Genomic DNA, 26117 nt, shown 5'->3' with positions numbered 1-26117 from the left:
AGCCAAGATGAAAAAATTTTATATTCTATGACTAGCACTAGTTTTGCTTGGGCCGCAATGCTAGATTACCTCTGTAAAAATTAAATTCTCACGCAATGGACTTTAATTTTTAACAGTTTAGGTAATTTGAATGAATCAAACAGTGGAACAAACAATGAAAAAAGTAGGATTAGTCGGTTGGCGGGGCATGGTTGGCTCTGTGTTATTAGAGCGTATGCAGCAAGAAAATGATTTTTCTAAGATCGACACGACTTTTTTCACCACCTCACAAACCGGTCAATTAGGCCCTGATATTGCGGGTCCTGCTAAGCCTCTTTTAGATGCGAATGATATTGCTGAGCTTGCGAAGATGGATATTATTGTGACTTGCCAAGGCGGTGATTATACCAAAGCCGTTTACCCGCAGTTACGCGAATCAGGTTGGCAAGGTTACTGGATTGACGCTGCATCTGCACTGCGTATGAGTGACGATAGCATTATTGTTCTTGATCCAGTCAATAAAGACGTTATAGATCAAGGCTTAGAGCAGGGGGTTAAAACCTATGTTGGCGGCAACTGTACTGTATCGTTAATGTTGTTAGCGCTAGGTGGTTTATTTGAGCAAGACTTGATTGAATGGGTTAGCCCAATGACGTATCAAGCGGCTTCTGGTGCTGGTGCCCGCAATATGAAAGAGTTAATCGCACAAATGGGTGCAATTCACGAAACGGTTGCTGACAAACTGGCTGATCCTAGCGCGGCAATTCTTGAAATTGATAAATTAGTCACTGAAAAAATCGCCTCAAGTGATTTACCACAAGACCAGTTTGGTGTGCCTTTAGCCGGTAGTCTTATCCCTTGGATTGATGTACCAATGCCAAGCGGTCAGAGTAAAGAAGAGTGGAAAGCACAAGTTGAAGCAAACAAGATTTTAGGTAGTAGCCAGCAACCTATCCCTGTTGATGGTTTATGTGTTCGCATTGGTGCTATGCGTTGTCACTCACAAGCAATGACGATTAAACTACGCAAAGATATCAGCGTGGAGAAAGTAGAAGAGATTCTGGCTTCTCACAATGAATGGGTCAAAGTTATTCCAAATGACCGCGACATTACGGCTACAGACCTAACCCCTGTAAAAGTAACGGGCACCTTGTCTATTCCGGTAGGCCGTATTCGTAAATTGGCCATGGGTCCAGAATACATCAGTGCATTTACAGTGGGTGATCAACTTTTATGGGGTGCTGCTGAACCTCTTCGTCGTATGTTACGCATAATTGTTGATGGCTAAATAAGGCTATGCTTGAGCAATAAAGCCTTGCTCAAACAATCTATTCTATAGAGGCTCTTTTACAGAGCCTTCATATCGCAGTTTTACAGACCTTGTGTTTATTTTTGTGCAATGGGCAAATAGTACACATTTGTGTGTTAGGTAATTTATGCCGTAAACAACACATAATACGCGGGTAGTCACTATTTTTAAGTCTAATTTTACGCCATAAGGGGTGTGGCAAAGTAGCGCCTTTAGCGAGTAATAATGTGTCTTTACTAAATAACTGGTTTAGTAAATTAAGTTTAAATTCCTGAGCTAACGACATTTCTGATAAATACCAATAAAAACAGTACGCAACATGACTATAAAATAACTTTTCTGACACCGGCGACAGGGCACTTAGTTGTTTTATAATAGGGTTTATCAGCTTAACAAGTAACCGCTCTAGCAATGTGATGGGTAACTCAGTCGGTCTTTGAATTTGATCTTCTCTAAGCACTAAATAGAAACATTCTACTCGCCCCGTTTGATGATAAGTCCAATGCCAATTTTTAAGGTTCATTGCAGCATGTAATACACTCGTCTGGCTTTTTAATGCGTATTCTAATAGTGGCGGAAGTAAAAAGCCGAAAAACCATTGGCTCCACATAGAATGTAAAGCGCTAAGATCGATTGCTTCTTGCTGTTGTTGATAGCTCTTAGAAAAAGTCATAAGCGCTTTGGTATAATGTGGTTTATTTAATCGTTGTGATAATGGTTTGCAGTTTTCGGGGAGAGGTTGATGTGGCTCAATAATTTTAAAATGCTGACTATAAAATGGAGCTTGTCGCTCCAGTAAAGAGTTTAGCTCAGTGGTATCGTGTAACGCCATGTATGTTTGTACTTTCATTGTGCTGGGGTGGAAGTTTCTTCATAAAATTGCGTCTTTAAAGTGTATATTATGCCGCCTCATACAGAGGCGGCATAATGGCAATTCGCAATAATGTCGAGTTACTTAGAAACTATATTGGGCAGTGATGCTAAAGTTTCGTGGTGCGCCATATTGAAACTGGTTATAAAAGCCTAATTGGCTGTAATAACGTTTATCGAATGCGTTGTCTAAATTAGCGCGCAATGTTAGTTGATCGTTTACATTGTATCTTGCCATTAATCGAACAAGCCCATAACTTTGCTGGCTAACCTCCACTGAGCTTCTATCTGGCTTAGTGACATCTCTGCGGATCTCACTTTGCCAATTAACACCAGCACCCAGTTGTAAGCCATTTACCCAGTTATCCAATTCATAGGTAGTAAAGAGCTTTATTTGATGTTTTGGGCTGGTGGTCGTTACTTTTTCACCATCAGGGTCTTCTGTTTCAAATTGACTATAACCAAAATAGACGTTCCATTGTTCATTGATTGAACCATTTGCTTCAAATTCGAATCCCTGCGTTTTAGTGCCATCAATACCGCGGTATATAGGAACTGTTGTTCCTGGTAAGGTTTCCCCCGTTGCTTCACCAACATTATCTTGACGGATCTCAAACACCGAAAGTGAGGTGTCTAATGCTTCTTCAAATAGGCTGGCTTTTATACCTGCTTCATAGTTTTTTCCTTTAACAGGATCGAGGTAACTGCCATCAGCTTGCACTCTACTTTGTGGTGTAAAAATATCTGTGTAGTTGGCATACAGTGATACATTTTTCCCAATAGCATAGGTGGCGCCGACATAGCTGGTAAATTCATTATCAACTTCGTAATCATGAACGGTGCCAAAATTGTCTTGGTCAGTTTCCCAATTATCAATACGCCCACCTATTACCATTGAAAGTGCGTCGGTTAACTCAATATCAGAGGCAAGGTATATTGCTTGTTGCTTTGTTTCCCCCCATGAACCATACAGAACTTCATCGCTCCATGTAGGGGTCGGATATGTAAAATCTTTATCTCTAAAGTCACCTAAAGGTGGAGCCTCATCTAAAGAGCCATAATATGGATTGGCAAACTCTTGCTTCTGTTGATTTGCACCAATTAGAATTTGTTGTGAGCGATCAAAGAGGGTAAAGCGGCCCGTTAATTTTAAGTCGAATGTATGTTGGGTTCGATTACCATCAATAAATGCCAGTGAGCCAGGTATCATTCCTTCGTTGGTTATTGGATCTGGGTGACCTGTAGCCCATAACACATCATATTCTAAATCGTTATCGCCATAGATGTAACTTGCTTTGAGTTGCCAGTCATCACTAAAGTTATGTTCAATCGTGACAAAGCTATTCAATGCTTTGGTTTTGGATGACGCCCAGCGTGGAGCTGTTGACGTATGGTGGCTGTAGTTAGTTCTATTGCCTTGGTTGTCGAATAACGGTAATCCGCCAGACATTGAGCCTTCAGGTTTGGTGTCTTGATAGTCAGCACCTAACGTCAGCAATGTATTACGACCTATATCTGCTTCGATAATACCGTAAAGAGTTTGTCGTTGCTGCTCGTAACGATGCTGATAGCTTTCACGATCTTGATACGCTACGACGACTCGACCTCGAACACTTGCGTCTTGATTTAAGCCTCCCGATAAATCAACAATACCGCGTAACTGTTGCCATGAACCTGTACTTAAGCTTACGCTTGCTTGAAACGCTTCTGTCGGACGCTTACGAACTAAATTAATCGCAGCCGATGGGCTACCCGCCCCGAGCATCAAACCTGTTGCACCGCGAACAACTTCTATGCGCTGATAAATTGCGCTATCCATTAAGTTGTCACCATAGTTAAAGCGTGTATCGTAGGTTGTTGCCACGCCGTCATACAAAATGCTGCTTACGCCAATACCGCGGGCACTGATTGAGTAGCGGTCGTTGTCAGAAGGGCGGGTATTAATCCCTGTTACGCTGTTCATCACTTCAATAACTGAGTTTAGTTGTTGATCTTTTATCGCTTGCTCTGTCACGACCGTGGTTGATTGTGGTGTTTCTAGAAATGATAATTCTAAACCCGTTGCGGTACTCATTTGCTCAACTTTATAGCCTTGAGCATTGCCTTGTTCACCAACGACTGTGAGTACTTCCATATCGTGATGCTTTTTTTGCTCAGCCTGTAAAGAGTGGCTAAATATCGCTAAACAAGAAAGTGCGACAGGCGTGAGTTTAAAGTAGTTAGTTTTTTTCATTTTTATCCGTAGTCCTATTACGTCTATAAATAGTGAGGCCTATGCTTAGGCCATTGTTGTGTCATGTTGAAAGTCATGACGAGTGGCAAAATCATGCAGTGGGTTTTTGATATCCCCAGCAAAACGGAGATTTTTCTCTCTATCTTCAAGGTCAATCATCTGCTGATTATTATTCAATTGAATGCGGTTTAAGCAGGTACGCGTAAAGTGAGCCTTAAATAAGTTGTAACGTGTGTATTTTTCGGAAAATTGCGGGTTTTCATGCTGATACTGATAAACTTTATCAGCGACTAATTGCCAAAAATCATGTTCAGTTAAACAATTTTGCGCATCAAGCTGAGGTGCGATAAAGCGGAAGATACAGTCGAAAATATCTAGCAGTATATAGTTTAATTTCATGTCCTCTTCTAGGCTCACCGCTAAGTCAGCGACATGACCAGGTAAAGGGGAATTGCCGTTTAGAATCGCCACTTCTTCGCCAATATCTTTCATTAAAATAGTAACTGGTTGGTGTTCTTCTAAAACAAGGATGAGGTTTTCACCATGGGGCATAAACACTAAATCATACGCAAAGAACGCATGTAATAGAGGTTGTAAATAAAGATCCAGCAATTTGCTTACCCACTCAGTTGCTGTGAGTTGAGAGGTATTAATGAGTTCAACAAGCAAGCTCTTTTGTTGGCTGTCTTGATGTAGCAAGGCGGCTAATGTCAAAAGTTGTTGGTTTTCTTTAACTAACGGTTCTCCCTGAAATGTTAAATTGAAAGGGCTTTCTCGCCAAAGTGCACTGAGCATTTTTTTATAAGGCGTGTCTTTTTCTAAAGCTTGCTCGTAATATTTATGGTGATAACCAATTGCGACGGTTTCTCTTAAAACGACAAAGCGTTTTTTAGCAAAGTATGGGTCGTTGTTCACAAGCTCAGCAACAAAGGTGTTTATTTCGGGCGTTCGGCTCATATAATAAGGAGATAAACCGCGCATAAAGCCCATGTTCAATATAGATAACGCGGTTTTCACATAGCAACGCTTGTTGTTATCTAAGTTGAAGAATGTGCGAATCGACTGTTGTACCTGATAGTCATCTTCACTGTGACCAAGATAAACAAGTTGCTTACGAGCAAGATCAGCAGCAAAAATTCGGCTAATTTTTTCGCGCCACTGCCAAGGATGCACGGGCATAAAGTAATAGTCTTCAGCTTTTTTACCATGCTCAGCAATTATGTTATTGAATGCTGCAATTTGCTGGTTGCCTAATTCGCTTTCAATAAAACGCTCGTAATTAAGCTCTTCTATCATTGCTAGGCTTGTGTTTACCCGCGCAACAGCTAACCAGACTAATTTCATTGCTTGACCACTTTCAGGTGTAAGCGCGTGGCAGTCATCCATATCAAAGCCAATACGACCATTGTTAGCAACAAATACTGGGTGGCCTTCGGTCATGGCCGCTTCAATTTGTTGATAATCGCAATGTACCAGCTCTGAAACGGGTTTATTTTGGTGAAGTAATTTAAATGCTTTACTGTATAAAGTGCTGGTGATTTCCTCTAAATAAGTTGGTAAGAGGCTATCGGTAATACCTAAACGATCTTTTAGGGCAATAATGAGCGTTACGGCATCTAAATCTTGGTTAATGCCATCTAGTTTGCAGACGATTGATTCTGGGTGAATATGTAGGTGATCTAGTTGATAGTGACGAGCACTAAAGTCATAACTTAAAAGCCCTTGGTTGCTTTCTAATAATAACTGAAATTGCTGCACTGTTTGTTTTCTATCTTCTTTTGCTGCAATAGGTTTTATTAGTTTTTCATGACTAAACTCAGAGAGTATTTTGGCGACTAAATGTTGATTAGCACCTTGCCATAAAGATTCAGACAAATGTTGAGGGAATGAATTTTTAATGATTTCCATAATTAGTCTCCTTGTGTTGTAGCTGCTTCAAAGCTTGCTAGATCAGCAAAACCTAGCCATGCATCTTTGTTTGTAAGGCGAACGATATGACTACTCTGAATGCCTATTTTTTTATTTAGCTTATGTATTTTTTGATTGTTAATGTCAGGCTCAACAACCAATCGAGTAAAACCTAATTTAGATAAGATGAGTTTTGCTGTTGCTGTAATAGCACGTCGACTAAAACCACTTTGCGGGGTGATTACGGGGGCAAGTAAAAGGTGCATCCCACAATCACTAGGCTGGTTTTCAAAATGTTTACCGATTTCGTCAAACTGCGGGTCATACAATTCAATAAAAAAAGCAGGAGTCGCCTCTTGGTAAGCTATAAGTGCTAGTTTATGAGGTGCGGGAGCAAGTTCACTTTGGCGTTGCTCTGCATTCATATTTTGCATTCCCCAAAAGTGGGCATAATCTTGAGCAAGCCAGCTATTTAATAAGGAAAAGTGCTTCTGTGCTTGGTAAATGTAAAAACGAAAGTCATCTATAACAAAGGCGTCTGTGTTTATTATTGCTTGGCACTGGCTAGCGAAGCTTTTACTGACCTCTGCGTGGTTACAACTGCTCACATAGCCTCCTGTGACATTGAAGTTGTTTTACTACGTGAGGGCGTAAAGCTCTCTTTTTTAGGAATGCCAAATTGTTGGAAAGCGATGCGTTCTTCAATGCTGTAAGGCGCTTTCCCTAATACTTGTTTTAAAATGATGGCATTGCGATAACACACCATTCCGAGATCTGGCACGGTTAATCCATGGCTGTTAAGGCCTAGGTTTTGTGCAAAAATGCGACCCTGATCATCAATGTTATAGTTACGTTTTACTTGTAACTCGCCGTTCTCATCGAAATTTAATTTATGACGTAATGGTTCAATGAAGGTGGGTAACTGGTATTGATAGCCTGTCGCCATTACAAGTGCATTAGTATTAAAGCTAAAATCTTGCTCTAGCTCGTTATGTAGGCATGAGAGGGCAAGTTTTTGGCCTTCTTGTTTAATGTTAGTTAATGAGGTATTCGTTAAAAGCTCGGCTGAGAAATCGCAATTCAGTTTCTTTTGATAGAGCAAATCGTAAATATCGTTAATGAGCTCTGAATTAATTCCTTTATAAAGCGACTTTTGCGAGTGGATAAGTTGTTGTCGCTTCGCACTTGGTAAACTATGGAAATAATCAATATACTCAGGCGATGTCATTTCCAGAGTAAGCTTGGTGTACTCTAAAGGAAAGAACCGCGGTGAACGCGTCAACCAGCGTAATTGATAGCCAAATTTATCAATATCTAGCAGTAAATCATGGAAAATCTCTGCTGCACTCTGACCACTGCCAACAATAGTAATGTCAGACTTGCTTTGTAACATTGCTTTGTTATTAAGGTACTGTGAAGAGTGAGTTATGTGCTTATCGGTCGGGCAAAATTCAGGTAGCCAAGGTTGAGTACCGGTACCAAGCACTAAATGTTTACAATAAAAATCTTGTACCTTGCCAGTCACTTTATCTTTGCCTGAGACTCGGTAACAGTCGAGCTGTTGCTCGTATTCGAGGTTTTCTACGTGAAAATTAAACTTGAGATTATTTAACTGACGGCACACCCACTGGCAATACTGATTATATTCTTGTCGCGGTAAAAAGAAGTTCTCGCGAATATAAAACGAATACAATTTACCAGTCTGCTTGGCAAAATTTAAGTAACTGAACTGACTTGTCGGGTCTGCCATCGTCACTAAATCTGACATAAAAGGGGTTTGCAGACTCGCAGAGTCTAATAACATACCAGGATGCCAATCAAATTTAGGGCGACTGTCAACAAATAGCGTCTTCAAGTCTGAAAGGGGCGAAGAAAGCGCTGCTAAGCTTAAATTAAATGGGCCTACACCTATTCCGATTAAATCATAAATTTCTGGTTTCATTGTCTTTTCCTTAAGCTGTGCACAGTTGTTTGCTTTTGCAGTCGATCACATATTGTTCGCCAATTTTGCAAATTTCATTCAATACGTCGTCTATGCTGTCTATCGATGCATGAGGGTTCAATAAAGTGAATTTTAAATACTGAATATTGTTCACTTTTGTTGCTGCAATCATGGCACGGCTACTTTGAGCTAAGGTCTTGCGAATAGTGCGGTTGCATTCATCAAGCTGAGTTTGGCTCAAGGCGCTATCGTTAAATCGAAATACGAGTGTAGTGAGTGATGGAACTTGTGCAGCTTGTAACAGGCTATGACGTGTTAAGCGTTGGTATACCTGTTGTGTTTTTTCAAGCAAGGTATCGAACATGGCACCAATCGCATCAGGCCCTTCTGTTCTTAAGCTTAACCAGAGCTTTAACGCATCGAATCGGCGCGTTGTTTGTAAGCTTTTATTTATTAAATCAGGAACGCCGGCTTGTGCTTGAGCCTTTGGATTGAGGTAATCGGCGTGATAAGTTAGAAAGCTCAATAACCGCTTGTCTTTAACCAATAGGGCAGAGCAACATACTGGCTGGAAAAATGTTTTGTGAAAATCAATACTGACAGAGTCAGCTAAATCAATGCCTAACAAACGTTCGTTATGGCGTTGTGATACTAACAAAGCGCCACCATAAGCCGCATCGACGTGTAAATAACAGTTATGCTTTTTACATAAATGAGCAATGCTTGCTATCGGGTCGATTGCGCCAAAATCTGTTGTACCAGCCGTGGCGATTACCGCAATTGGTAATAAATTTGCTCTTTGAAGTTCATTTAATGTGTTTTCGAGGCTATGGGTATCAATACAGCGATTTTCATCACACGCAACACTGATAACAGCATCATGACCAAGACCCAATAATGCGGCTGCTTTTTGAATACTAAAATGGCTATATTCAGAACAAAGAATGCGATAACGATGTGCATTACTGCTTAAGCCTGAAGTAATATTTGTATGGCTTTGTGGTTCTAATTTGCCTGCCAACTCACGTGCAAGTAATAATGCCATTAAATTTGACTGGGTTCCGCCAGTGGTAAACACGCCGTCTGTGCCTTCATCGTAACCGATTCTTTGGCATGTCCAATCAATCACTTTTTGTTCTATAAGTGTTGCGCCTGCACTTTGATCCCATGTTTCAACAGCGGTGTTTATCGAAGAGCTAAACAACTCTGCCAGCAGGGATGTAAGCATTACTGGGCAATTTAAGTGAGCAAGGTAATCTGGATGATGGAAGTATATCGCGTGTTTTAAATAAAGGTGATCTAGCTCTTCGAGGACTTGATTTATGTCACTTAAAGGTGTGTTTAGATCAATGGCTGCAAATTCGTCTTGCAACTGTGCAGGTTGCACTCCGCTGGTCGGGGAATTAACTTTTTTAATGCGCTCGCTTAGAGTGCTTATACCCAATTGCATTAATTGTGAGTAATCCTGCATTGGCGAAACACCAAAAAGTGGGGCATCAGTTTGTTTGGTTTTAGTTTGATAGTTAGAATCATTAATCCATTGATATTGCGGCGGTTTAAAATTTTCCATTCTGTATATCCTTTAACATTGATTTAGTAACCAAGAGACAAGAAAAGCTTTTTCCGTCTCCAATTAATTAAAATCCGCAACACCCTGTACCGATAATTAGGAAGGTATCATGCATTAAATGTTAATGCAAACAATTATCATTTAATTATTTTACTCTAATTTAACGGTATCTTGATTTGTTAGTTTTCCGAATTGGTTAAAGGGCATGACACTATTTGTGCTTTAAGTTGCGGGTAAAGACTAGTAGAAAATTCTTTATCAATTACAATGATAGATTCAAACAATCAGAGCAATTTTAACAATATGAGAAAAGCATGCACACACCCAACAAGTGGAAAATGACACCAGAGCGAGTCTCACAATTTATAAAAAACTATAGCTTTGCGCTGATGATAGACAGTGAATTTGAAGCCACACATTTGCCATTGGTGTATAAACCAGACGAAGGTGAGTTTGGTACTTTATATGGTCATGTGTCACGGGCGAATCGTCATGGTAAAAGCTTGCAAGATACGCGTGTATTAGTGGTTTTTAATGGTCCGCGTATACCCAAACCACCTCAAGATCCGAGTTTCAGTTGGAATTAAAAGTGATTTAGGCAAGGCATTGACTGAAAAGAATGGTTTTTCCCTTGTTAAAGTCAATAACGCCGAATAAATCGCTTTTAAACCAACCCTTAGGGCGTTTCTCAAGAACTTACTCTCTGCGTTGTTACTTCTTAAAAGGGAGTGCCATTCTTACAAAGTAACGCCTTGACATTAAGCCCATGAGAAACGCTGAATTCTGTATCTTGAGGTGGTTTGGGTATAATGTATCACCCACTTGGTATGCAGAAAAGCCCGCTGTATCGACGTGGAACTACGCCGCAGTTCATACAAAAGGCAAGGTTGAATACCTTGATGACGACAATACCTTAGCTTGCTTAGATGAGTTAATTAGCCAATACGAACCGAGTATTTTAAACGACACTAATTTGCTGCCAGATGACTATCAAGCGAAGCTACTACGAGGGATTGTTGGTATTAAAATCAAACTTGACTCAATTCAGGCAAAAGAAAAGTTAGGCCAGCATAAATCAGTAGCTGATCAACAAGGTGTTGTAGCAGGGTTAAAAAAAGATAAGCATCCTGATGCGCAAAGCTTATTATCATATATGTTGAAAACTGAGGTAGGTATAGGAAAAGATATCAATAGCTAAGTTTTACTTGCTGTAGCGTGTATCTTCTCCTATTGCTAAAGCTAATTTAGCTATGGCTTAGCTGTTTAACATAGTGCTGAAAATCATCAAAACCACCAATATGTTCATCATTAATAAATATTTGTGGGACAGTTCTACGACCACTTAGTGAAACCATTTCCTGAAAAAGTCGGTCGTTATCTGAGATTTCTATTGCTGTGTATTGCCAACCTAACTTTTTAAACAGTTGCTTTGCCGCTCGACAGTATGGGCAATAGTCTTTGTGGTACATTTTGATCTTAGCCATGAGTTAGTCCTAAGTGATTTAACCGATGTGGCTAGTTTAAGCTGTGTTAATTTTTTCTCTATGTTGCATGTAGCTAAAATTATGTCTGAAAGTCCAAATATTTATTTAAATGATCCTGATCCGCTTAGTGTGTTACTTGAGCGAATGTCCTTGAGGGCCGAAGTATACGTTAATGGTGATTTTTGTGGCTCGTGGGCTGTTGATACATCGGGCTCTCGCCGGATTCCATTTCATTTAATTGGTAAAGGGCAAGCATGGCTGCATTTTGAGAACGAAACTATCGTATTGAATGAAAAAGATCTTGTTGTTTTCCCAAGAGATCATCAACACATAATATCGAGCTCACCGATTAAACCAGCAAAAAAATTAGTCAATCAGCCTGCAAAAGGGGCGGGTGAAACAACGAATATGGTTTGTGGTTTTTTTCAGTTTAATCACACCCTAGTTAATCCACTTTTAGATGCTTTACCTGAGTTTTTACACATTCCCGCTACAAGTTCATCGTGTAATTCAAGAATAATGCAATTAATTGATATGATGATTGTGGAGTTACAGCAAAGGCGCACAGGCTGTTATACCATAGTCGATCAACTCTCTAATTTGGTGTTTATAGAAATACTTAGAGAGCAAGTTGAAGCTGGTAAGTTAAATAATGGTATGTTGGTGGCGTTGTTTGATAATCGTATAGGCAAAGCACTTAATGCAATTCATCAACAACCAGAATATGCGTGGAATTTAGCGTCACTTGCCAGTAAAGCTTCAATGAGTCGTTCTAATTTTGCAGATAAGTTCACAAAACTAGTTGGCTTAAGTCCGATGAAATATTTGCTTAAATGGCGTTTAATAGAAGCCCGTAAATTGCTGATTTGTAGTGATATTAGTATTGCAGAAATAGCACAGTTAAGTGGTTACGAGACAGAAGCCGCTTTTAGAAAAGCGTTTAAACAGCACCAAGGCGAAGCCCCAGGTGCTGTTAGAAGTGCGATGGTTGGTCACTAACTATAAATTAAAGGTCATCAGCACTTACATTTTCAACGTCTGGCCAATGATCATTTGCTTCTTTAATATGTTTAGGAATGTTTTCAGCCCATGCTTTATAAACATCCATATTTTTATTTACATAGAGTTTTCCGTCTTTGATTTCAAATGCTTTGCCATCAATATCAAACTTTTTACCAAAGGTTACGCCATAAGCACAAAAACCACCGTATTGAGGCGCGTATTTCTCTGGGTTTGAATTAAACATATCTCTATTTTTAGCAGACTGAAAACGGTAAATCGCATCATTGTATACCGCTGTATATTTAGCATTCCCTAATACAGGTTTATTTTGCTTAAAATAAGCAATGACATCATGACCCGCTAAAATTACCCCATTCTCATCTGTTTCGGTGTCATTTCCAGCGTAAGATAAAGACGATAGACCTAAAAGAGCGACAGCAGCGATCCTTTTAAATGCGTGGTAAAGTTTCATAGTTATTCTCCAATTATGTTTAACTTAGGAAACATAGTAGTGAACAATCAACGAACTAAATATATCTGGCATTACTGAAAATATGTCCGAAAGTCCTGATTACAATTTGAAGAAAAAGCAAGCTTTGACAGTTAAAGTAGAATAGGCAGCACATTAGCATCCTGCGAATGCTGCCAATATTGGTTGGATGGCACTCAACATGATTGTTATAATTATGTTAAATGCTATAGGTAAATTTAGTACAGTTCATTTCAGTGTCAACTAACTGCCATATTCAAGTTCAACGACGCTCTACTTAATTCACACAGTACTTTTTCATTTTATTGAAATCTAAATCTAATAACTTGCTGAATATAAAGATACTCACTATATTCTTGTGAGTCATACATTGGATTTAAATCATGAATATCTCTAAGAAGTTAAAGCTGTCATTTGCATCCGCAATAGTTTTACCATTAATAATCATCGCCGTTTTAGTCATCACACAAACAAGGCAACAGGCATTAGATGGTTTTGCCCAATTAAGTGAACGAGAAGCAAAGCAAGTAGATAACGGTATTAATATGTTTTTTTCAGAGATTGAAAAAAATGTAGACTACCTAGCTTCGCACCCCGCTATTTTAGAAGCCAAACAAGACGTTAAAACACATATGCAATCGCCCAATGCAGTTAAACTTGCGCATATGTCTGGCAGTGATACAGAACAAGCTGCTTATACATTATTTGACCACTTTGGCGATACGCATCCAGGCCTTGCTTATATTTACATGGGGAATGAGCAAGGTGGATATATTCAATGGCCAGAAGGCGAAGTAACCGCTAATTATGATCCTAGAAAACGGCCATGGTACGAAGCAGCGAAAGCCGCTGACGGAAGCACAGTAAGAACGAATGCTTATTATTGGGCTGCTGATGATATGGTGATTGTATCAACGGTGAAAGCAATTAAACAAAATAGTCAGATTATTGGTGTTCAGGGCATGGATGTATCTCTGCAAGGTCTAACAGATATTATAGCTAATATTAAGTTAGGTGAGACCGGTTATCTTATGCTCATTGAAGACAGTGGTAACGTGCTGGTGGATGTTAAACATGCAGATTATCGCTTTAAGCAATTAGCAGAGGTTAATGAAGGTAAATATAAACAGCTAGCAAATAACAGCAGCGGTCAATTTGAAATTAACCTCGAAAACACTGAATATGTGGCGAATATTTATACCTCTCAAAAACTTGGCTGGAAATTTATTGGCTTAGTTGAAAAGTCTGAAGTAATGAAAGCTGCAAACACGATGACAATTACCATTGTGATCATTAGTGCAATTTTAATCGCCGTGTTTATTTTGTTAGCCAGCTATATTTCAAAACTCATTTCTGCACCTATTGTCGAAGTGAGTGATGGGTTGACAGAAATATCACAAGGCGGCGGAGATTTAACCAAGCGGTTAATTATTAAAACGCGTGATGAAACTGGGAAGCTGGCAAATAGCTTTAATTTATTTTTGAATTTGATTTCTGAGTTAGTCACACAAATAAATGAATGTGCGCATAATGTAAGCGACACATCAGCGCAAACATCAGCACAAGCAGGGCAGTTATCAGGTTCTACTTCACAGCAGCAACAAGCTTTAGAAATGGCTGCAACGGCTATTAATGAAATGGCGGCTACCGCTAATGAAGTCTCGGCGAGCTGTGCAAATGCTGCTGAGCTTGCAACACAAACACAGCATGCCTCAGAGCTTGGTCAAAGTGTGATTTCAGAAACGGTAGAGAGTGTTGTATCGCTCTCCGAGGTCATAACTAAAGCTACTCAAGATATTAATCAGCTGGACGCTGAAAGTGAAAATATTATGTCGATATTGAGCGTGATTAGAGGCATCGCAGAGCAAACTAATTTGCTTGCATTAAATGCTGCAATTGAAGCCGCCAGAGCAGGGGAACATGGTCGCGGTTTTGCGGTAGTTGCTGATGAAGTTCGCGCACTGTCACAAAGAACCTCAGAGTCAACGGAAGAAATAGCAAGCCAGTTAGACACATTACGGAAGATGTCTGACCAAGTGTCAAAAGAAATGACAACCAGTTTGAACCGCACAAATAAAACAGTTGAGTTAGCCCATTCAGCACAACATCAATTTAGCGAAATAACCGCATCAATCGTTAATATCAGTGATTTAAATACTCAAATAGCGACGGCAGCAGAAGAGCAGCAACATGTAGCTGAAGATATCAATCGTAATGTTATTGAAATTAAAAATGCGGCTGATGATGTGAGTGAGATTGCAGACAGTGCACGTGGCAACGGAGATAAATTAAACTTGTTATCCAATACACTGACTGATTTAGTGGGTAAGTTTAAGGTGTAAAATACTCATTTGTTTCAAAGACCTTCACATGCTTTAATGGAGTAATTAACTAAAACGACTAACGAATCCTTTTGTTATTTCATCTGAGAAGCATAAGGCTGGATAGCTCCTATAAAATGGCAAACAATGAAAATAGATAGTGCTAACGCTGAAGATTACCCAGAGCTACTTGATGTATGGGAAAATTCAGTCCGAGCAACACATGATTTTATAACAGAAGATGACATAGCCTTTTTAAGCCGATCATCATTGAGCAAGCTTTTCCTCATGTTACTTTAAAGTGTATTAAGGATGAGCATAAGGCAATTTTGGGCTTCATTGGCGTACATGAATGCAAAATAGAAATGTTGTTCATCTTAGATGCAGCAAGAGGTAAAGGGGTTGGTAAAGCGCTTCTTAACTATGCGGTTGATCAATTTGCTGCCAACAAAGTTGATGTTAATGAGCAAAACCCACTTGCAGTTGGTTTTTACCAGCATATGGGGTTTAAAGTCGCCTCACGCTCGCCTTTAGATGATATGGGCAAACCATTTCCAATATTGCACATGATACTCCGGTAGGAATTGCTTTAGTTGTGTACCGCGGTTATTCGGCGAAAAAACACCTCTTGCAAACTTTTCCCTTGTTGCTCGCTAACTTTACTTTTAATGTGCTAAAAAGCACGACCTTCAAGCGCGCGAAACAAGTTTCACGCCTACGATGGGAACCCGTAGGAACGGCTTTAGCCGAGAAGTTCACATGTTCGGTGTTAAAGTGCATTCTACAAACTTTCCCCCAGTAACTCGCTAACTTTAACCCCGTAACTCGCTAACTTTAACCCCGTAACTCAATAATTTGTTACAGCTTATCTTTTGCTTAATTGGTTTACGCGATATGCTGATGAAAAGAATATTGCATTACATTGGAATAGCGAATGAACCTCAATCAGGTAACCTTACCAGTAACGGATATGAATGAAGCGGTGGCTTTTTACTTAACATTGGGAATGATTCAGATTGTAGATACCCCGCATTACGCACGCTTTCAATGTCCAGATGGTGATGCCACATTTTCGCTGTCATTAGAAACTGAAGATTATAGTAATTATGCGGTAATTTATTTTGAACATGAGCAGCTCGATAAGCTGTACGAGAGACTTGTTGAAAAGGGCATTAATTTTGAACAGCCACCAACCGCTCAGCGCTATTTGTGGACGGAAGCAATTTTAAAAGACCCATCAGGGAATAAGATTAAACTATATTGGGCCGGAGAAAACCGCTTAAACCCACCATGGAAAGTAGAAAAACGAGGGTAAAAAAGGCGTTAGGGTCTATGTCCTAGCGCCTAATATCTTAAAAGCCAATCCTTTAAATGTTACTGCTTTTCTTTCAGTAACTGCTTTAATTCAGCTACTTCAGCCTGTAATTGAGTTATTTGTCCTTTGGTTGCTGGCATATCATCGTCGTTTATCTGCTCTTCTCGCGCGTTACGATGCTCTTCAGACATAACCTCTAAAATTGCTCCTACCATCATGTTTAAGAATACGAATGCAGTTAAGAAGATAAATGTTAGGTAGAAAATCCAGCTAAGTTCATACACGGCCATGGTTTCGTACATGACATCTGTCCAATCTTCGAATGTCGCTATACGGAAAAGGGTGAGCATGGATATTGATACATCCCCCCATAAAACGGGGTTAATGTCGGCAAATAACATGCTTCCCATGGCGGCATAAATATAGAAGATTACAAACATCAGTAGGGCAATATAGCCCATTTGTGGAATCGCTTTTAAAAGCGAGTTAACCAGCAGCCTAAGTTCTGGGATCATGGATACAAGTCGCAGGACGCGGAATATACGTAGCAAACGAGCAATAAAAATCGTAGAGCCCGCGGCAGGGTAAAGACTACCCACTACGATGATAAAATCAAAGATATTCCAGCCTTTACTGAAAAAGTCTTTAAAGCCGCGGCTTGCAATAAAGCGGATCACAAGCTCAACAAGGAAAAATACGGTAATACCCATATCCATCCAATAAAGAGCTAACTCTACAGTTGGGTGAAGTGAATAAGTATGAGCCCCGACGGTTAATGCTGAAATAACAATAACGGCAATAACGAATGATTGAAAAACTTTGCTTTTATCGATACGCTGAAACAGCTCTTGTAACTGCGACAACATCATATATGACCCTTTGGTGATAGTATTTAAACCCACGCAATATACAATAAATCGCAGTACCAATGTATAACTGAAGAAAGGAAATTTAATGTTTTTAAACGCTATAAAGTTTACTGGGATTGCATCAATGTTTATTTTGTTAACAGGGTGTAGTTCAAATGCGCGTTTTCATGAACTTCAGTCTGCACGCTTAACTGAATGCAACTATTTAGCTGATAAAGAATATCATGAGTGTGTAAAGCGCCAGCAAGATAGCTACGAAAACTTTAAAAAGCAAAAGTCAGAACAATGACCAAAACTGAAAAACGCCTCGATAAAGCTATTCGGACAGCGCTAACGTCGGCATGTGAAAATCTAAAAGACATAAGCGACAACTTTTTATGGTTAACTCACACCGCTGACTTAAAGAGACTGCCATCATCTATGAAAGTAAGTTGTTATTTTGCTGAGCAAATGCCTCTATCAAATTCGCCGCTTGCAAACCAAATAAATCAAGTCATTATAAAAGAGCTGAAAGAGATAGACGTAGTGATATCAGCAAAAGCTATTCTATTTTGTAAGGATTAAATACGCCGTTTATTTTTTCCTTACAATAGACACAGCTTTGACTGACACCATGTCAAGTGCATGAAAACATACACATCAAGTGAGTTTAACATTGGTAACACAGTCGCAAATGGCTATAATCTGCAAAAATATTGTAAGAGAGTTTATTATGGCCGTACCAACACGCTCACAAATAACCCTAGGCTGTGAAGTTAATATTGTTCTTAAACAAGATCAACGCACAGGTCATTTAACGCAAGGTGTGGTGTCACGTATATTAACTAAGTCACCAAACCACCCCCATGGCATTAAAGTACAACTCGATGACGGTCAAGTTGGTCGTGTTAAAGAGATCCTATCATGAGCGTTCTAACCGAAAGTGAATTTTGGGAATTAGTGACCGCAGAAGATAAAACGGCAGAGCCAGAATCTGTGTGTAATGCACTAAGAGAAAAGCTAACACATCTATCCGATGAGCAACTTATGGAGTTTGACAAGCAGTTTAGTTTGCGTATGCGTAAAGCTTACACTTGGGACTTATTTGGTGCTGCGTTTGTAATGGCTGGTTGTAACGATGATTATGGATTTTCAGAGTTTTTATGTTGGCTTATATCTCGCGGTGAAGGCGCATTTTTAAAAGCCTTAGAGAACCCAGACTCTGTTGCTGACTGCACACCCGTTTATCATTTGAATGAACAACCTTATCCTTATTTAGATGAGTATGATTTAATCGCCGGTATGCTGTTTGAAGAGCGTAATGACGATGAGCTACCATTTATTCCCTCTGGGCTTGAACAGCCAAAAGGCAAGCGTTTTAAAGATAAGCCGAAATTTTTAAAACAGGCATATCCTCGTCTGTTTGCTAAATATTGGCAGTAGCAACCATTAAAATGGCTTTTTGTAGTTGAAAGAGATATCGAGAGCTAAAGTTTATTTATTTTTGCTAGTTAAAAAGTATTAAATTTAATTGTATTATTAATTTTTAGTTCCTTAAATAGTATTATTTATGGTACTTTTGTTCATGTTGGATTCAGCAATAGTTTCAGTTGGATCTAATACAGTGCAAAAATTATTTTTTGATTAATCAGTAAGCTGCACGGAGTGGTAGCCTTGCTAAAACCAAAGTAAAACTCAAAAGGAAATGACAGTGTCAGAAAACGTTTATCAAGCTCCTGAATCAGATGTTGCTAATATTTCAACAGATACAACAACCATGAGTCGCAAAGATATCTTATTCTCTTTCCAAGGTAGAATCCCGCGTAAAACTTATTGGTTATCAGTATTAGTATTAATGCTAATTAGTGTTTTAGGTATGCTTGTGTTAAGTGGTATTGGCGCAATGATTTCACAAAATGCGGCCATTTTCCTGCCACTTTTAATTTACATCCCACTAATTTGGTCATCGCTTGCTATTCAAGTTAAACGCTGGCACGACCGCAACAAGTCAGGTTGGTGGGTACTAATTGGTTTAGTACCAGTGATTGGTGGTATTTGGGTACTGATTGAAAATGGCTTCTTAGCGGGTGATGAAGCAGAAAACCGTTTTGGTAAGCCAACGGTTTAAGCCGTATTCGTTGTGTGCTCTGTCTGAGCACACAATAACTCTGCACATAATCTTTTATGAAATACCTCACTAGCATTCAAATCGCTCGATTTATTATCAGCTTTAGTTGGCTTTATCATGGGCTGATGCCAAAACTTATTCACATTGCCCCCCTTGAACTAAAAATGACAGCCAGTTTTGGTTTTAATGCTGAAATCTCAACGCTGATTACCCAAGCAGCTGGGGTTGGTGAAATGATTTTTGCCGTGCTGTTTTTTATTTTCTATCGTTCAATCTTAATCAATATTCTCAATATAGCTGCTTTAGTAGGGTTAATGCTGTTTGTTGCCGTTTTACAACCCGCACTCTTAATCGAAGCGTTTAATCCAGTGACTACAAACCTTGCCATGATCGCGTTTAGTCTCGTGCTTTTAAATGAGCAAAAAGCTTTAAACAAAAACACTAAACTGCGTAACAGCGCTTAATTTCATCAATCATGGCGTTTGCTAAAGGCGAACTGGCATTTGTTTTTGAAGTGATCAATACCACAGGAATATCGTAGTGATATTTACTCGGTTGAATAGCTTTAAAAATACCTTTATCAACCCAGAACTGTGCATAGTGATCGGGTAAATAACCAATAAACTCACCCGATAAAATTAAATGTGCGATACCTTCATCGTGATAAGCAATAGCACTGTTTTGGTAGTTTAAACCGTCGTTTCGGCTTTCTTTATCGCGCATGTAGTTACTGGTAATGACTTCGGCTTCTTTAATGAGCTCATTTATTTGTTTGTCTTCACAGTCAAATAATGGATGACCGACTGCGCAATACAAAAAGTTAGTTTCGTTGTGTAGAGCGGTGTAATTAAGTCCGCGAATATGATGGCGGCTGACACCAATCCCCACTAATGAACGGCCATTGGCTACTGCGGTTTCTACCTCTCGTGCCTCACACACATTAATATCAAACTGAATGTTCTTACCTTTGCCTTTTAACCTTGCTATAGCACGGGGAATGGCACAGCGTGGGTCACTGACCATGGTATCTATCATGGCAATACTTAAACGCCCCGATAACTCGTTTTTAGAGCTTGCTACGGTATTAGCAAAGGCTTCGCATTGCTGAAGCAGTTCAATTGATGCCTGATAAGTGATTGCGCCCGCGTCTGTAATTTCAAAACCACTGCGGCCACGTTTACATAATTTAATACCAAGCCTTACTTCTAAATCTGATAAATGCGCACTGATGGTTGAACGGCCAATATTCAAACGTGACTCTGCGGCTGAAAGCCCGCCACACTCAACAATTGCTACAAAAACGCGCAATAAGCGCAGGTCTACGTCATGAACTTGCATAGCACTTCTTTTAGTTCGATAAATCTGGAATGAATAACGATAATTATGCATTTGTAAAACAACGAGGGCAAGCTAGACTCCATCTAAATAAAACTTATCCTGTTCTTTAGGAGTTATAAATGACATTTAAGTATGGTGTTGACCAATTAACGTTAGACAGCGTTAATGCTATTGCAGCCGGTACGTTACAGGCAGAGCTTTGCCAAGAAGCAATTGATAAAATTAATAAAAGCCGCCAAAACGTAGACAAAATGGCTGCCTCAGATAAAGCCATTTATGGTATCAATACGGGCTTTGGTCCATTGTGTGATACACAAATTTCTCCAGAAGAAACCAACCTATTACAAAAGAACTTGTTGATCACACACGCGGTAGGTGTGGGTGAGCCAATCGCTAAACCTATTTCAAAGCTGATGCTCATCACCAAAGTACATGCATTAAGCCAAGGTTTTTCAGGTATTCGTTTAACCGTTGTTGAGCGTATGCTTAAGTTTATTGAACTTGATATTATTCCTGTTGTGCCAGAGCAAGGCTCAGTAGGCGCATCGGGTGACTTAGCACCGTTATCACACTTATTCTTACCTCTTTTAGGTGAAGGTGAGTTTTGGGTAAACGACACAATCAAGCCAGCAGCAGAGGTATTAAAAGAGCACGGTTTAGCACCTTTAGATTTACATGCTAAAGAAGGCCTAGCGTTAATTAACGGTACTCAGTTTATTTTATCGCATGCCATTACTGCGCTTACTAAAATGCGTTATTTATTAGACCTTGCAGATATCGCAGGTGCTATGAGTATTGAAGGTATGCAAGGTAGTCAATCACCGTTTCGTGAAGAACTACACGCAATTCGTGCTTTTAAAGGTAACGTCGAAGTTGCAGCGCGCATGCGTAGCTTTTTTGCAGGCTCTGAAAACATGGCTTCACACACTGATTGTGACCGTGTTCAAGACCCTTACTCATTGCGTTGTATTCCACAAGTTCATGGTGCATCACGTAACGCGTATTACCACTTAAAAGAGCTTGCTGAAACAGAAATGAACTCTGTAACAGATAACCCAATTGTGATCAGCGAAGAAGAAGCCATTTCGGGTGGTGGTTTCCACGGTCAACCACTTGCGATGGTATTAGATTACGCATCAATTGCAGCGGCAGAGCTTGGTAACATTGCTGATCGTCGTTGTTATTTACTGCTTGAGGGCTTACACGGGTTACCACGTTTATTAACGACATCGGGTGGCCTAAACTCTGGCATGATGATCCCGCAATATGTGACTGCGGCGTTGGTAACAGAAAATAAATCATTGTGTTTTCCACCATCAGCAGACAGCGTACCAACATCAATGGGCCAAGAAGATCACGTATCTATGGGTAGTATTTCTGGCCGTAAGTTAAACCAGATTTTAGGTAACCTTGATAAAATCTTCGCTATTGAGCTGATGTATGCAGCGCAAGCAATCGAATTTAGACGTCCTAACACGTGTTCAGACATCATTGAAGAAAACTTTGCGCTCATTCGCAGCAAAGTTGCCAAACTAGAAGAAGACCGCTTACTTAAGCCTGACATTGATGCCATGGTTGCACTTGTTAAATCGCAAGCGTTTAAAGTTAACTAAGGGAGCAAATAATGACTTTTCAAGAACAAATTAAGCAAGGTATCCCAAGCGTATTGCCAGAGCCAAAACCGCATCCAAGTGATGCAAACCGTGCTCCAAAACGTAAAGACATTTTATCGGCTGACGAAAAGCAATTAGCTATTCGTAACGCATTGCGTTATTTCCCTAAAGAATGGCACAAAGAATTAGCCGCCGAATTTGCCGCTGAGCTGAAGCAATTTGGCCGTATTTACATGTATCGCTTTAAGCCTAACTATGAACTTAAAGCGCGCTCAATCAGCGATTACCCGGCTAAATGCGAACAAGCTGCTGCTATCATGTTAATGATCGACAATAACCTTGATCCAGCAGTAGCACAGCACCCTGAAGAGCTTATTACTTACGGTGGTAACGGTGCGGTATTCCAAAACTGGGCGCAGTACTTATTAACCATGAAGTACTTAAGCGAAATGGAAGAAGACCAAACGCTACACATGTACTCGGGTCACCCTATGGGGTTATTTCCATCATCAGTAGAAGCACCGCGCGTGGTTGTGACAAACGGTATGATGATCCCGAACTACTCAAAGCCAGATGACTGGGAAAAATTCAATGCACTAGGTGTAACTCAATACGGTCAAATGACTGCGGGTTCATTTATGTACATTGGGCCACAAGGCATCGTGCACGGTACAACTATTACGGTAATGAATGCGTTCCGTAAAGTGCTCGAAAAAGGCGAATCACCAAAAGGTAAAATCTTCTTAACTGCTGGTTTAGGCGGTATGAGTGGTGCCCAGCCTAAAGCGGGTAACATTGCTAACTGTATCACCGTATGTGCCGAGGTTAACCCTAAGGCAGCGATTAAGCGTCATCAACAGGGTTGGGTTGATGAGCTAATCGATAACATGCCAGAGCTTGTCGAGCGTGTACGTAAGGCTCAGCAAAATGAAGAAGTGGTTTCAATTGCCTTTATTGGTAACGTGGTTGATGTATGGGAAAGCTTCTTAGCTGAAGATATTTTCATTCACTTAGGTTCAGACCAAACTTCACTTCATAACCCATGGTCAGGCGGTTACTACCCGGTTGATATTAGCTATGAAGAGTCAAATCGTTTAATTCGTGAAGAGCCAGAAGTATTTAAAGAAAAAGTACAAGTGACGCTTAAGCGCCACGCCGATGCTGTTAACAAGCACACGGCCAAAGGCACTTACTTCTTTGATTACGGTAATGCGTTCTTGCTAGAAGCATCACGCGCTGGTGGCGATGTAATGGCTGAAAACGGTATTGATTTTAAATACCCATCGTACGTACAAGATATTCTTGGCCCAATGTGTTTTGACTACGGTTTTGGCCCATTCCGCTGGGTATGTACGTCAGGTAAAGCAGAAGATCTTGATAAAACAGATGCGATTGCTGCAAACGTATTAAATAAAATTATGGCTGACTCACCAGAAGAGATCCAACAGCAAATGCAAGACAACATCACGTGGATCAAAGATGCGAAGCAAAACAAACTTGTTGTTGGTTCGCAAGCGCGTATTCTTTATGCAGATGCACAAGGCCGCGCTGAAATCGCTAAAGCGTTTAATGATGCCATTAATCGTGGCGAAATTGGTCCGGTTGTACTTGGGCGTGACCACCATGACGTAAGTGGTACAGATTCACCTTTCCGCGAAACATCAAACATTTATGATGGTAGCCGCTTCACAGCAGACATGGCGATTCACAATGTAATTGGTGATGGCTTCCGCGGTGCTACTTGGGTATCTATCCACAACGGTGGCGGTGTTGGCTGGGGCGAAGTGATCAACGGTGGTTTTGGTATGCTACTAGATGGCTCTGAAGCCGCTGAACGTCGTTTAAAGTCAATGTTACTGTTTGATGTAAACAACGGTATTGCTCGTCGTAGTTGGGCGCGTAACGAAGAAGCTAATTTTGCGATTAAACGTGAAATGGCTCGTACCCCAAAACTTAAAGTGACCTTGTCTAATAATGTTGATGATGACGTTTTATCAAATTTAGATTTCTAATTTGTATCAATTTAAAAGGCCATGTTGTAAACGTAACATGGCCTTTTTTATTGCCTAAAATTTTTAAATAGCGCATTGTTTAGGTTATAAATTTTTGACTTAGCTAATGAGGAGATAGAGATGACTAGACTACTTACTGGCGGATGTTGCTGCGGTGACGTGACTTTTAAAGTAACTGATAGCTTTAAGCGTTTTTTCTTTTGTCATTGCGAGCAATGTCGAAAATTGTCTGGCACTGCGCACGCTGCGAATTTATTTACTTCACCCGATGCTATCGAATGGATTAAAGGTGAGCATCATATTACGCGCTTTAATTACCCTGGTCGTGCGCTGTCACGGGCCTTTTGTAAGACTTGTGGCTCTGCGCTGCCATTTACATCTCAAGACAACAAATACTTACTTGTGCCTGCAGGCAGCTTAAACGAAGAGCCAAGTAAAGAATTAGATGCGCAAATATTTTGTGAAGAACAAACCGAATGGCATAAAAAAGGGTTAAGTGGCAAAAAGGTCATTGGTTTTGGTCGGTAAAAATTAACATAAATGGTATATCACAATAAGAAAATATAATTAGCTCAAATACAGTGTATATTGTTAGCACTGCCTTTAGTTTTTTAGCTAAGGTCTGAGCTAAAAAAGGCATAATTAATAAAATCATGTCAGACTTTGCAATTATGGTCTGTTGTATAACAAAACTAAAATAAGGATATTTTTGGGATGCATGATTGTATCTTTTGTAGAATAGTTAAAGGTGAAGAGCCGTGCCATAAACTCAGGGAAGATGATGAACATTTGGCTTTTTTATCTATTTACCCCAATACGCGAGGTGCGACGGTTGTTATTCCGAAAAAACACCTCTCTAGCTATGCTTTTGCCCAAACGGATGAAGATTTATCAAAATTAATAATAGCCACTAAAAAAGTCGCTATTCTTCTTGATGATGCATTTGAAGATGTAGGGCGTTCGGGTATGTTTTTGGAAGGCTATGAAATTGATCATTTACATAGCAAGCTGTCCCCGCTGCATGGTACTGGAAATTCGTCTGACTTCACCCATATTGAGCCTACGTTTGGCCCATTTATTGAAAAGTATGAAGGTTATTTATCATCACACGATTGCGAAAGAGCGTGTGATGAGGAGCTGGCTGCCTTAGCTAAAAAAATTAGAGGTGAAAAAGCGACTTAACTCAAACGAATTTTTGACTTATTACGTATGAATGTAAATTGTTTGGAGATTCAACAAGTATCATCAGCATGCTATGCTAGTTGAACATGTATAAGCTTTCGGATTTTTAATGAGATATTACGCCTATTTAATACTTTTTTTATTTTCAACGTCGCTTTTTGCAAGTGCTTTGCTTGATGTGAAACCAAGTAATAAAACGCAGTTCTTATCTCTTATAAAGACTAAACAGGGTGATTATCAAGCGAAAGAGGGCAGTAATGAACTATGCAAAGGTGCCCCTTTCAAACTTGTTCAGCAACCTACGCAAGGCTTTAATTTAGGTACTCTTATTGATTTTAGTGATTTACATAACGGCACGCGTACGAGAAAAATACCGAACTTTTGTATTGTTAGTTCAAAACTGAAATATTTCGTAAACGGTATTGTTAGAACTAAACGTTATTTTCGTTGCGATGATGAAAGTGATGCTACAACCATAGTGGAAGATTTACGCTTTAAAGATTCGAACACCATAACTTACACACTTAACCAACCAGAAATAAGCTGCGTATATGAAAAGTTATGAGGTTGTGC

At 39.8% G+C, this 26117-nt stretch carries 27 protein-coding genes and 1 pseudogene; 18 read left to right on the top strand and 10 right to left on the bottom strand.

The window, feature by feature from the left end; genetic code table 11:
- The first annotated feature begins 130 nt into the window (after nt 1-130).
- Nucleotides 131-1267 (top strand): aspartate-semialdehyde dehydrogenase, encoded by a 1137-nt coding sequence (gene asd, locus NYF15_RS03055; RefSeq protein WP_237118930.1) that lies wholly within the window; start codon nt 131-133, stop codon nt 1265-1267.
- A gap of 70 nt (nt 1268-1337) precedes the next feature.
- Here asd and fhuF read toward each other — a convergent pair whose 3' ends face one another.
- The 6 genes from fhuF to NYF15_RS03025 form a co-directional block, all read right to left on the bottom strand.
- Nucleotides 1338-2120, bottom strand: a complete 783-nt coding sequence (gene fhuF, locus NYF15_RS03050) for a siderophore-iron reductase FhuF (RefSeq protein ID WP_371352750.1) — start codon at nt 2118-2120, stop codon at nt 1338-1340.
- Between the two features lie 123 nt (nt 2121-2243).
- A complete protein-coding gene (locus NYF15_RS03045) occupies nt 2244-4391 on the bottom strand; it encodes a TonB-dependent siderophore receptor (RefSeq protein WP_371352749.1) in 2148 nt (715 codons plus the stop codon).
- Between the two features lie 45 nt (nt 4392-4436).
- Entirely contained in the window at nt 4437-6299 is a 1863-nt protein-coding gene (locus NYF15_RS03040) for an IucA/IucC family siderophore biosynthesis protein (protein ID WP_371352748.1), read from the bottom strand.
- Between the two features lie 2 nt (nt 6300-6301).
- Nucleotides 6302-6907 (bottom strand): GNAT family N-acetyltransferase, encoded by a 606-nt coding sequence (locus NYF15_RS03035; protein ID WP_371352747.1) that lies wholly within the window; start codon nt 6905-6907, stop codon nt 6302-6304.
- Complete coding sequence (locus tag NYF15_RS03030; protein WP_371352746.1) at nt 6904-8241, bottom strand: lysine N(6)-hydroxylase/L-ornithine N(5)-oxygenase family protein; 1338 nt, start codon at nt 8239-8241, stop codon at nt 6904-6906. The genes NYF15_RS03035 and NYF15_RS03030 overlap by 4 nt, the downstream gene beginning before the upstream one ends.
- Nucleotides 8242-8251: 10 nt before the next feature.
- Nucleotides 8252-9811 (bottom strand): aspartate aminotransferase family protein, encoded by a 1560-nt coding sequence (locus tag NYF15_RS03025; RefSeq protein ID WP_371352745.1) that lies wholly within the window; start codon nt 9809-9811, stop codon nt 8252-8254.
- Nucleotides 9812-10125: 314 nt separating this feature from the next.
- Between NYF15_RS03025 and NYF15_RS03020 the strand changes: the two genes are divergently transcribed.
- Nucleotides 10126-10398, top strand: a complete 273-nt coding sequence (locus NYF15_RS03020) for an FMN-binding negative transcriptional regulator (protein ID WP_371352744.1) — start codon at nt 10126-10128, stop codon at nt 10396-10398.
- A gap of 179 nt (nt 10399-10577) precedes the next feature.
- Complete coding sequence (locus NYF15_RS03015; RefSeq protein WP_371352743.1) at nt 10578-11009, top strand: FMN-binding negative transcriptional regulator; 432 nt, start codon at nt 10578-10580, stop codon at nt 11007-11009.
- A 46-nt stretch (nt 11010-11055) separates the two neighbouring features.
- On the opposite strand, the gene grxC is transcribed toward NYF15_RS03015, so the two are convergent.
- Nucleotides 11056-11295 (bottom strand): glutaredoxin 3, encoded by a 240-nt coding sequence (gene grxC / locus NYF15_RS03010; RefSeq protein ID WP_062568018.1) that lies wholly within the window; start codon nt 11293-11295, stop codon nt 11056-11058.
- 81 nt (nt 11296-11376) lie between these two features.
- Here grxC and NYF15_RS03005 point away from each other — a divergent pair, with 81 nt between their 5' ends.
- The gene (locus NYF15_RS03005) at nt 11377-12294 is read left to right on the top strand and encodes a cupin domain-containing protein (RefSeq protein ID WP_371352742.1); all 918 of its coding nucleotides are present in this window, start codon (nt 11377-11379) and stop codon (nt 12292-12294) included.
- Between the two features lie 7 nt (nt 12295-12301).
- On the opposite strand, the gene NYF15_RS03000 is transcribed toward NYF15_RS03005, so the two are convergent.
- A complete protein-coding gene (locus NYF15_RS03000; RefSeq protein WP_371352741.1) occupies nt 12302-12769 on the bottom strand; it encodes a YHS domain-containing (seleno)protein in 468 nt (155 codons plus the stop codon).
- 401 nt (nt 12770-13170) lie between these two features.
- Here NYF15_RS03000 and NYF15_RS02995 point away from each other — a divergent pair, with 401 nt between their 5' ends.
- From NYF15_RS02995 to NYF15_RS02985, 3 genes and pseudogenes are all read left to right on the top strand, one after another.
- Nucleotides 13171-15129 (top strand): methyl-accepting chemotaxis protein, encoded by a 1959-nt coding sequence (locus tag NYF15_RS02995; protein WP_371352740.1) that lies wholly within the window; start codon nt 13171-13173, stop codon nt 15127-15129.
- A 126-nt stretch (nt 15130-15255) separates the two neighbouring features.
- Nucleotides 15256-15689: pseudogene (locus NYF15_RS02990) on the top strand (GNAT family N-acetyltransferase).
- Between the two features lie 353 nt (nt 15690-16042).
- Nucleotides 16043-16423 (top strand): VOC family protein, encoded by a 381-nt coding sequence (locus NYF15_RS02985; RefSeq protein WP_062568013.1) that lies wholly within the window; start codon nt 16043-16045, stop codon nt 16421-16423.
- Nucleotides 16424-16482: 59 nt separating this feature from the next.
- On the opposite strand, the gene NYF15_RS02980 is transcribed toward NYF15_RS02985, so the two are convergent.
- Nucleotides 16483-17289, bottom strand: a complete 807-nt coding sequence (locus NYF15_RS02980) for an ion transporter (RefSeq protein ID WP_346729899.1) — start codon at nt 17287-17289, stop codon at nt 16483-16485.
- Between the two features lie 88 nt (nt 17290-17377).
- Between NYF15_RS02980 and NYF15_RS02975 the strand changes: the two genes are divergently transcribed.
- The 6 genes from NYF15_RS02975 (at nt 17378) to NYF15_RS02950 (ending at nt 19863) form a co-directional block, all read left to right on the top strand.
- Nucleotides 17378-17581 (top strand): hypothetical protein, encoded by a 204-nt coding sequence (locus NYF15_RS02975; RefSeq protein ID WP_130152194.1) that lies wholly within the window; start codon nt 17378-17380, stop codon nt 17579-17581.
- Nucleotides 17578-17856: a hypothetical protein gene (locus NYF15_RS02970; RefSeq protein ID WP_371352739.1), complete on the top strand. Its 279-nt coding sequence runs from the start codon at nt 17578-17580 to the stop codon at nt 17854-17856. Before NYF15_RS02975 ends, NYF15_RS02970 begins: the two co-directional genes overlap by 4 nt.
- Before the next feature lie 148 nt (nt 17857-18004).
- Complete coding sequence (locus tag NYF15_RS02965; protein ID WP_130152192.1) at nt 18005-18199, top strand: YwbE family protein; 195 nt, start codon at nt 18005-18007, stop codon at nt 18197-18199.
- Nucleotides 18196-18714 (top strand): DUF4240 domain-containing protein, encoded by a 519-nt coding sequence (locus NYF15_RS02960; protein WP_130152191.1) that lies wholly within the window; start codon nt 18196-18198, stop codon nt 18712-18714. Before NYF15_RS02965 ends, NYF15_RS02960 begins: the two co-directional genes overlap by 4 nt.
- 268 nt (nt 18715-18982) lie before the next feature.
- Nucleotides 18983-19399: a DUF805 domain-containing protein gene (locus NYF15_RS02955; RefSeq protein ID WP_341804764.1), complete on the top strand. Its 417-nt coding sequence runs from the start codon at nt 18983-18985 to the stop codon at nt 19397-19399.
- 56 nt (nt 19400-19455) lie between these two features.
- Nucleotides 19456-19863: a DoxX-like family protein gene (locus NYF15_RS02950; RefSeq protein ID WP_371352738.1), complete on the top strand. Its 408-nt coding sequence runs from the start codon at nt 19456-19458 to the stop codon at nt 19861-19863.
- Here NYF15_RS02950 and NYF15_RS02945 read toward each other — a convergent pair.
- Nucleotides 19841-20737 (bottom strand): LysR family transcriptional regulator, encoded by an 897-nt coding sequence (locus NYF15_RS02945; protein WP_371352737.1) that lies wholly within the window; start codon nt 20735-20737, stop codon nt 19841-19843. The two genes, NYF15_RS02950 and NYF15_RS02945, sit on opposite strands and share 23 nt — an antisense overlap.
- A gap of 119 nt (nt 20738-20856) precedes the next feature.
- Here NYF15_RS02945 and hutH point away from each other — a divergent pair, with 119 nt between their 5' ends.
- From hutH to NYF15_RS02920, 5 genes are all read left to right on the top strand, one after another.
- Entirely contained in the window at nt 20857-22350 is a 1494-nt protein-coding gene (gene hutH, locus NYF15_RS02940) for a histidine ammonia-lyase (RefSeq protein WP_371352736.1), read from the top strand.
- Nucleotides 22351-22361: 11 nt separating this feature from the next.
- On the top strand, nt 22362-24362 hold the full coding sequence (locus tag NYF15_RS02935; RefSeq protein ID WP_371352735.1) for a urocanate hydratase: 2001 nt from the start codon (nt 22362-22364) through the stop codon (nt 24360-24362).
- 120 nt (nt 24363-24482) lie between these two features.
- On the top strand, nt 24483-24890 hold the full coding sequence (locus NYF15_RS02930; RefSeq protein WP_371352734.1) for a GFA family protein: 408 nt from the start codon (nt 24483-24485) through the stop codon (nt 24888-24890).
- A gap of 186 nt (nt 24891-25076) precedes the next feature.
- Nucleotides 25077-25544: an HIT family protein gene (locus tag NYF15_RS02925; protein WP_371352733.1), complete on the top strand. Its 468-nt coding sequence runs from the start codon at nt 25077-25079 to the stop codon at nt 25542-25544.
- Between the two features lie 109 nt (nt 25545-25653).
- Complete coding sequence (locus NYF15_RS02920; protein WP_371352732.1) at nt 25654-26109, top strand: hypothetical protein; 456 nt, start codon at nt 25654-25656, stop codon at nt 26107-26109.
- Nucleotides 26110-26117: the final 8 nt, after the last annotated feature.

It is taken from the genome of Pseudoalteromonas sp. 68 DY56-GL68, from assembly GCF_041414825.1.
Classification (GTDB): Bacteria; Pseudomonadota; Gammaproteobacteria; order Enterobacterales; family Alteromonadaceae; genus Pseudoalteromonas.
The sequence above is the reverse complement of the archived record's forward strand: the minus strand, read 5'-3'. Positions and strand labels throughout refer to the sequence as shown.